The sequence below is a fragment of the Actinocorallia lasiicapitis genome (genome assembly GCF_054778695.1).
Window position 1 is genome coordinate 1 of sequence record NZ_BAAGZI010000270.1, and the last position, 8,392, is coordinate 8,392.

Sequence of the window (8,392 nt, forward strand, 5' to 3'; positions counted from 1 at the left end):
GGGACAGGATTTGAACCTGCGACCTCTGGGTTATGAGCCCAGCGAGCTACCGAGCTGCTCCACCCCGCGTCGGTATGAGTGAAGAGTATGGGCAGGTCGGGGGTTATGCAAACTGGAGGTTACTGGGGGGTGACGTAGGCGCCGGAGATGCCGCCGTCGACGAGGAATTCGCTGGCGGTGATGTAGGAGGAGTCGTCGCTGGCGAGGAAGGCGACGGCTGCGGCGATTTCTTCGGGTTCGGCGAATCGGCCGGTGGGGATGTGGATGAGGCGGCGGGCGGCGCGTTCGGGGTCTTTGGCGAAGAGTTCTTGGAGGAGGGGGGTGTTGACGGGGCCGGGTGAGAGGGCGTTGACGCGGATGCCTTCGCGGGCGAACTGGACGCCGAGCTCGCGTGACATGGCGAGGACGCCGCCTTTGGAGGCGGTGTAGGAGATTTGGGAGGTGGCGGCGCCCATGCGGGCGACGAACGAGGCGGTGTTGATGATGGAGCCTTTGCCTTGGGCGCGCATGTAGGGGATGGCGTATTTGCAGCACAGGTAGACGGAGGTGAGGTTGACTTCTTGGACGCGTTTCCATGCTTCGAGGCTGGTTTCGAGGATGGAGTCGTCGTCGGGTGGGGAGATTCCGGCGTTGTTGAAGGCGATGTCGACGCTGCCGTAGGTGTCGTGGACTGTCTGGTAGAGGGCTTTGACTTCCTCTTCGCTGGTGACGTCGACTTTGATGAACAGGCCGTTGAGTTCGTCGGCGTGGGTTTTGCCGTTGGTGTCGTCGACGTCGGCGATGATGACTTTGGCGCCTTCGGCGGTGAGTCTGCGTGCGGTGGCGAGGCCGATGCCGCTGGCTCCGCCCGTCACGACGGCGGTCCGGCCTTCAAGACGCTGCATGGGTGATCCAACCTCTCGGGTTCAGCGGGTGGGGTTCAGTCGGTGGAGATGAAGACGTTCTTGGTTTCGGTGAAGGAGTCGAGGGCGTCGGGGCCGAGTTCGCGGCCGAAGCCGGATTCTTTGTAGCCGCCGAACGGGGTCCAGTAGCGGACCGAGGAGTGGGAGTTCACTGAGAGGTTGCCGGAGTCGATGGCGCGGGAGGTGCGCAGGGCTCGGGCGAGGTCGCGTGTCCAGATCGAGCCGGACAGCCCGTAGGACGTGTCGTTGGCGATCCGGACCGCTTCGTCTTCGTCTCGGAAGGTCGCGATGGTCACGACGGGCCCGAACACTTCTTCGTTCCAGGCCGGCAGGGTGGCGTAGCGGGGTGTGGCGAGGACGGTGGGCGCGAACCAGTAGCCGGGCCCGTGGGGTGCGGAGCCGCGGAAGGCGACGGGTGCGTCGTCGGGCACGTACGCCTGCACTCTGGCCAGGTGTTCTTTGCTGACGAGCGGCCCCACTTCGGTGGTTTCGGCCCGCGGATCCCCGACGATCACGCCTTTGACGGCTGGTTCGAGCAGTTCCATGAACCGTTCGTAGACGGTTTCTTCGACGAGGATCCGGGAGCGGGCGCAGCAGTCCTGTCCGGCGTTCTCGAACACGGCGTAGGGGGCGGTGGCGGCGGCTTTCTCCAGGTCGGCGTCGGCGAAGACCAGGTTGGCGCTCTTGCCGCCGAGTTCGAGGGTGAGCCGTTTGACCTGGGGCGCGCACGCCGCCATCAGTTCTTTCCCGACGCGGGTCGACCCGGTGAAGACGATCTTCCGGACGGCCGGGTGGTCGACGAGCCGCCGTCCGGCGACGGGCCCCTCCCCCGGCACGACCTGCAGGACTCCTTCGGGCAGTCCGGCTTCCAGGGCCAGTTCGGCGACGCGCAGCGCCGTCAGCGGCGTCCACTCGGCCGGTTTGACGATCACGGTGTTCCCGGCGGCGAGCGCGGGCGCGATCCCCCAGCCCATGATCGGCATCGGGAAGTTCCACGGCACGATCACCCCGACCACGCCGAGGGGCTCCTTGAACGTGACGTCGAGGCCGCCCGCGACGGGGATCTGCAGCCCGGTGAGCCGTTCGGGCGCGCCCGCGTAGTAGGTCAGGACGTCCCGCAGGTTGCCGGCCTCCCATCGGGCCTGCCCGATGGGGTGGCCCGCGTTGTCGACTTCGAGCCGGGCCAGTTCCTCCAGGTGGGAGTCGATCGCGGCGGCGAACGCGCGGAGCAGCCGCGCCCTGTCGCCGGGCGCGACCTTCCGCCAGCTTTCGAAGGCGCGCGCCGCCCGTTCGACCGCCTGGTCCATCTCGGCGGCCGAGGCGTGCGGGACGGTGGCGACGACCTGTTCCGTCGCCGGATTGATGAGCTCCATCACAGCCTTTCGAATCCCCGGTACATCTCCCAGTCGGTGACGGCCCGGTCGTAGGAGTCGATTTCGACCTGCGCGTAGTTGGCGTAGTGCTCGACGACCTCCCTGCCGAACACTTCCCCGGTGACGGGGCTTTCGATCCAGTCGGCGCGGGCGTCTCGCAGGGTCCGCGCGACGGTGGCCGCTCCGCTGGTGTAGGCGTTGCCCTCGAACGCGGGCTCCAGCTCCAGCTCCTCGTCGATGCCGTGCAGTCCGGCCGCGATCAGCGCGGCCACCGCGAGGTAAGGGTTCACATCCCCGCCGGGCACCCTGTTCTCCACTCGCAGTGACGGTCCGTGCCCGACGAGCCGGAGCGCGCAGGTCCGGTTGTCGACCCCCCATTTGATCGCGGTGGGGGCGAACGATCCGGGCTGGAACCGCTTGTAGGAGTTGATGTTGGGGGCGAGGAGCAGGGTGAAGTCGCGCAGGCACGCCTGCTGCCCGGCGATGAACCGGGCGCCCAGCTCCGACAGGCCGTGCGGTCCTTCGCCCGCCATGACGGGGGTGCCGTCCGCGGAGCGCAGCGAGAGGTGGATGTGGCAGGAGTTGCCTTCGCGCTCGTTGGGTTTGGCCATGAACGTCAGGGCCATGCCCTCCTGCGCGGCGATCTCCTTGGCGCCCGTCTTGTAGAGGGCGTGGTTGTCGCAGGTGGTGAGCGCGTCGGCGAACCGGAAGGCGATCTCGTGCTGGCCGAGGTTGCATTCGCCCTTCGCCGACTCCACGTACAGCCCGGCCCCCGCCATGTCGTTGCGGATCCGGCGCAGCAGCGGTTCGACGCGCGCCCCGCCGAGCAGCGAGTAGTCCACGTTGTACTGGTTGGCGGGGGTCAGCGACCGGTAGCCCTTGCTCCAGGCCGCCTCGTAGGTGTCCTGGTAGACGATGAACTCCAGTTCGGTGCCGACGAACGCCGTCAGACCGCGTTCGTCGAGCCGGTCGAGCTGCCGCTTCAGGATCTGCCGCGGCGAGGCGACGACCGGGGCGTCCGACTCCCACAGCAGGTCCGCGACGACCAGAGCCGCCCCCTCCTGCCAGGGGACGGCCCGGAGCGTCGCCAGATCGGGCCGCATCACGAAGTCGCCGTAGCCGCGTTCCCACGACGACATCGCGTACCCGTCGACCGTGTTCATGTCGACGTCCACGGCCAGCAGGTAGTTGCAGCCTTCGCTGCCGTGCCCCGCCACCTCCTCCAGGAAGTAGCGGGCCGACAGCCGCTTGCCCTGGAGGCGGCCCTGCATGTCCGTGATCGCGATGATCACGGTGTCGATGCGGCCCGCCTCCACGGCGACGCGTAGTTCTTCGAGCGTCACACGGACCTCAGTTCGTCCTCGATGGCCGCCAGCTCTTCGGGACTGCCCTGAACCTTCGGTCCCTTAAACCATTTGCGGGCCGAGACCACCCACCACAGTCCCGCGCCGCCGAGCACGACGGCGAACGCGACCGGCGCGTAGTTGAAGCTGTCCTTGGTGATGGGACTGACCGGCGGCAGCATGAACAGCACCGCGATGATGCCGACCCAGATCACCGCGATGGTGCCGATGGGCCTGCTCCAGCGGCCGAGCGACCACGGTCCTGGCGTGAACTCCGAGCCGAGCCGCAGCCGCAGGAACGTCGGGATGACGTAGGCGACGTAGAGGCCGATGACGGCGACGGAGGTGACGGCGAGGTAGGCGGTCTTGTTCCACAGCGCGGGCAGGGCGAGGATCAGCGCGCCGCCGGCCGCGAGCCAGATCGCGTTGGTGGGCGTCCTGGTCCGATGGTTGATCTTGTGCCAGACGTCGGAGAAGGGCAGGGCGCCGTCCCGCGAGAAGGCGTAGATCATCCGCGAGTTGGCGGTGACCGAGGCCATGCCGCAGAAGAACTGGGCGCCGAAGGAGATGAGGATCAGCAGCTTGCCGACCGTCTCCCCGCAGGAGGCCAGGAAGATCCCGACCGGGCCGTTGGTGGCGGCGTCGGAGTAGTCCTGGATGGCGAAGGTGACGCCGAGCAGCAGGATCCAGCCCGCGATAATCGAGATCAGCACGGAGTTGACGATGCCCTTGGGGCCCGAGCGGGCGGCGTCGCGGGTCTCCTCGGTCATGTGCGCCGACGCGTCGTAGCCGGTGAGCGTGTACTGCGACAGCAGCAGGCCGATCAGCGCGGCGTACAGGCCGGAGCTCCAGCCGGTGCCGTTCTCGAAGTGGGTGAACACGAAGCTGGCCGACTGGTGGTGCGACGGTTTGATCACCAGGACCGCGACGACGACGGCGACCCCGATCACATGCCACCAGACGCTGATGTTGTTGAGGAGCGCGACGAGTTTCACGCCGAACTGGTTCAGCAGCGCGTGGATCACCAGCAGCACCACGAAGATCACGAACGTGTTGGTGAGGGTCGCGGTGTAGTCGAACTGGAGCGAGAGCAGGCCGTTCAGGAAGCCCGCCGAGCCGTAGACGATGCCCGCGGTGACGGCCACCTGCCCGACGAAGTTGAACCAGCCGGTGAACCAGGACCAGGCGGCGGCGTTCCGTTTCGCGAGCTTCGCCGACCAGTAGTACAGGCCGCCCGCGGTCGGGAAGCTGGAGCAGACCTCGGCCATGGCAAGCGCGACGAGCAGGGTCAGCCCGCCGACGCCCAGCCAGCCCCACGTGATCATGACGGGGCCGCCGCCGGCCAGCCCGATCGTGTAGGAGGTGAGACAGCCGGTCAGCACCGAGATGATCGTGAAGGAGACGGCGAAGTTGGAGAAGCCGGACATGGAGCGGCTGAGCTCCTGGGCGTAGCCCAGTTCGTGCAGCCGTTTCTCGTCGTCGGACAGGGTCTTGTGGGGTTCTTGGACGGACACTGACGCCTCCGGGGGTCTGGAGCCGCAAACGGTCTAATGTCAGACCATTAACAATTATGAGAGGATCATCGTCAAGACCCGAAACAAGGACTTAACGGTGTTGATCGACAGCGAGGCAGGGGCTCTGGCGGCCGTGCTGCGGCCGGTCCGCGGCGGGAACGCGTTCGAGGAGACCGTCGAACGGCTGCTCCAGGTGATCAAGCTGCGGGTGATCGACCACGGGCAGCGGCTCCCCGCCGAACGGGAGCTCGCGCCGATGCTGGGCGTCAGCCGGGTGACGTTGCGCGAGGCGATCCGGGTGCTCCAGCAGGAGGGGTTCGTCGAGTCGCGGCGCGGCCGCACCGGCGGCACGTTCGTCACCTACAAACCGCCGAAACCACGCAAAGGCGACCTGGCGCGGATGGCGGCCCGCGACGGCGACGCCCTCCACGACGCGCTGATCTACCGGCACGCCATCGAGACGGGCACCGCCCTGCACCTGGCGACCGTCAACCTCTCGCCCGACCAGGAGGCGCAGCTCGTCACCGCGCTCGAAGCGGTCAACACCGCCACCCCCGACGAGTACCGCAGGCTCGACATCCGCTTCCATCTGACCATCGCCGAGCTGTCCGGTTCGCCGCTGCTGGCCGCCGCATGCGCGGATGCCCGGCTCCGCGTCACCGACCTCCTCAACGCGATCCCCGTGCTCCAGCCCAACATCGACCACGCGGCGATCCAGCACGCCGCGATCGTCGAGGCCATCCTGGCCCGCGACCCCGCCGCCGCCCACCGCACCATGGCCGAACACCTCGAAGGCACCGCCGCCCTCCTCCGCGGCTTCCTCGGCTGAATGTCGGTTGCGGCGCTTAGGATCCGAGGATGGATGCGGAACTCGAGGAAGTGTCGTGGCGGCTCGACGATCTGATCGGCGGTTCTGACGATCCGGCGGCGGCGGTCGACGCGCTGCTGGCCGAAGCGGGAAGCCGGGCGGAGGCGTTCGCCGGCGCGTACGCGGGCCGGCTGGCCGGGCTGGACGGGACGGAGTTCGTCGCCGTCATGAGCGAGCTCGGCGCGATCCGTGAGCTCGCCACCAGGGCCGGAACCTACGCGCAGCTCGCGTTCTCGGTCGCGACCGCGGACCCGGCGAAGGGCGCGCTGCTCCAGCGGGTCGAGGAGCGGAGCACCGCGATCCGCACCACGCTGCTGTTCTTCCAGCTCGAATGGGCCGGGCTCGACGACGACGTCGCCGACAAGCTCCTCGCCGCCGACGGCCTCGATTTCGCGCGCCACTACCTCGCCACGGCCCGGCTGCACCGGCCGCACCTGCTCAGCGAACCCGAAGAGAAGATCCTCGCGGACAAGGCGCTGTCGGGGCGGAGCGCGTGGGTGCGGCTGTTCTCCGAGCAGACAGCCGCGATCAAAGTCGAGCTGCCGGACGCCGGCGAGCCCGTCGCCCTGGAAGTGGCGCTGTCACGGCTCGCGTCGCCGGACCGCGACGTGCGCCGCGACACCGCCGAGCGGGTCAGGGCCGCCCTCCAGCCGGGGCTGCGGACCCGCGGGTTCGCGTTCAACACGCTGCTCGCCGACAAGGCGTCCGACGACCGGCTGCGCGGCTACCCGCACTGGCTGTCGTCGCGGAACGTCGCGAATGAGGCGTCGGACGAGTCCGTCGCGGCGCTGATCGAGGCCGTCCGGGCACGGTATGAGCTGCCGCGCCGCTGGTACCGGCTGAAGGCCCGGCTGCTCGGGCTCGACCGGCTCGCCGACTACGACCGGATGGCCGCGGTGACCGACGCCGACGAGACCATCCCGTGGGCCGAGGCGCGGGAGCTCGTCCGGGACACCTACACGGGGTTCTCGCCGGAGCTCGGGTCGATCGTCGGACGGTTCTTCGACGAGAACTGGATCGACGGCCCCGTCCGTCCCGGCAAGCGGGGCGGCGCGTTCTGCTCCTACGGTTCGCCGGAAGTGCACCCGTATGTCATGCTCAACTACACTTCGCGCCGCCGTGACGTGCTGACTCTCGCGCACGAACTGGGCCACGGCGTGCACGGCTATCTGGGGGCCCGTCAGGGCGTTTTCCACATGTCCACGCCGCTGACGCTGGCCGAGACGGCGTCGGTGTTCGGTGAGACCCTCGTCTTCGAACGGCTGCTGAAGCACGCCCCGACGGCCGAGTCGCGGCTGTCGCTGCTCGCGGAGTCGATCGAGGGGTCGATCGCGACGGTCTTCCGCCAGGTCGCGATGAACCGTTTCGAGGAGCTCGTCCACACCGAACGCCGCACCGTCGGCGAGCTCTCGACGGACCGGTTCGGCGAGCTGTGGGCCGCGTCGCAGACCGAACTCCTGGGCGACTCCGTCGAGGTGACCGACGGCTACCGTTCCTGGTGGTCGTACATCCCGCACTTCATCGGCTCCCCCGGCTACGTCTACGCCTACGCCTACGGACAGCTCCTGGCCCTGTCGGTCTACGCCCGCTACGAACAGGAAGGCCCCGGTTTCGTCCCCCGTTATCTCGACCTCCTCTCTGCTGGCGGCTCCCGCTCCCCCGAAGCCCTGACCCGCCTCGTCGGCATCGACCTCACCGACCCCACCTTCTGGGACCAGGGCCTCGACCTCGTCGAACGCCAACTGACCGCCGCCGAATCCGCCGCCCACCAAACCGGCCGCCTCTAGGCCACTGCCGAAAAAGTCCCCCCAGGAGCCCGGATCACCCCACCTTGCCGGTAAACGCCAGCCGCCACTTAGCGAGGCGAGCCGGGCCCGATCTTGCCTTTTTCCAGCAGACTCCTAGGGCGCTGCTGAAGAGTCCCGTCAGGAGCCCGCGTCGCCCCAGCCTGCCGGTAAATGCCAGCCGCCACATAGCGAGGCGAGCCGAGCCCGATCTTGCCTTCTTTCAGCAGATTCCTGGGGCGCTGCCGAAAAGTCCCATCAGGAGCGGATCGCCCCAGCTTGCCGGTAAATGTCAGCCTCCATATAGCGGGGCGAGCCGGGCCTGATCTTGCCTTTTTCCGGACTCTAGGCCGTGTCGCAAGATACGGACTGGCCGCCGCGGGTGGACCAGCTGACGAGGCGTTCGGCCACTTCGACGGTGTCGTGGAGGGAGAAGGAGGCGGGGGGTGCTCCGAGCGGGCCTGAGGCGATGATCTCGCCGGGGTGCACCCAGACGGATAGGTCGGGAGGAACGGACAGGACGGCCAGTCCGTGGCCGTAGCCGACGCGCAGGCCGCGGAGGCGGCGGCTGCGCAGCAGGTCGTGGAGGTCGGCGGCGGCCCGGCCCG

General features: G+C 68.4%; 7 protein-coding genes. 2 read left to right on the forward strand and 5 right to left on the reverse strand.

What is annotated here, in order from left to right; all coding sequences use genetic code 11:
• Nucleotides 1-119: 119 nt before the first annotated feature.
• Genes ACYVE7_RS24185 through ACYVE7_RS24200 form a run of 4 tightly spaced genes read right to left on the reverse strand, consistent with a single transcriptional unit; the run spans nucleotide 120 to nucleotide 5,132 of the window.
• Nucleotides 120-884 (reverse strand): 3-oxoacyl-ACP reductase, encoded by a 765-nt coding sequence (locus tag ACYVE7_RS24185; RefSeq protein WP_460367475.1) that lies wholly within the window; start codon nucleotides 882-884, stop codon nucleotides 120-122.
• A 35-nt stretch (nucleotides 885-919) separates the two neighbouring features.
• Entirely contained in the window at nucleotides 920-2,275 is a 1,356-nt protein-coding gene (locus ACYVE7_RS24190) for an aldehyde dehydrogenase family protein (RefSeq protein WP_460367478.1), read from the reverse strand.
• Nucleotides 2,275-3,618 carry a glutamine synthetase family protein gene (locus ACYVE7_RS24195; RefSeq protein ID WP_460367481.1) on the reverse strand — a complete coding sequence of 448 codons (1,344 nt, stop codon included), beginning with the start codon at nucleotides 3,616-3,618 and terminating at the stop codon, nucleotides 2,275-2,277. Before ACYVE7_RS24195 ends, ACYVE7_RS24190 begins: the two co-directional genes overlap by 1 nt.
• Nucleotides 3,615-5,132: an amino acid permease gene (locus ACYVE7_RS24200; RefSeq protein WP_460367483.1), complete on the reverse strand. Its 1,518-nt coding sequence runs from the start codon at nucleotides 5,130-5,132 to the stop codon at nucleotides 3,615-3,617. The genes ACYVE7_RS24195 and ACYVE7_RS24200 overlap by 4 nt, the downstream gene beginning before the upstream one ends.
• Before the next feature lie 100 nt (nucleotides 5,133-5,232).
• Here ACYVE7_RS24200 and ACYVE7_RS24205 point away from each other — a divergent pair, with 100 nt between their 5' ends.
• A complete protein-coding gene (locus ACYVE7_RS24205) occupies nucleotides 5,233-5,961 on the forward strand; it encodes a FadR/GntR family transcriptional regulator (RefSeq protein ID WP_460367489.1) in 729 nt (242 codons plus the stop codon).
• A gap of 29 nt (nucleotides 5,962-5,990) precedes the next feature.
• Nucleotides 5,991-7,787, forward strand: coding sequence for a M3 family oligoendopeptidase (locus ACYVE7_RS24210; protein ID WP_460367486.1), 1,797 nt, complete (start codon nucleotides 5,991-5,993; stop codon nucleotides 7,785-7,787).
• A gap of 342 nt (nucleotides 7,788-8,129) precedes the next feature.
• Here ACYVE7_RS24210 and ACYVE7_RS24215 read toward each other — a convergent pair.
• Nucleotides 8,130-8,392 (reverse strand): hypothetical protein (locus ACYVE7_RS24215; protein ID WP_460367487.1); only part of this gene is annotated, 263 nt, incomplete at its 5' end.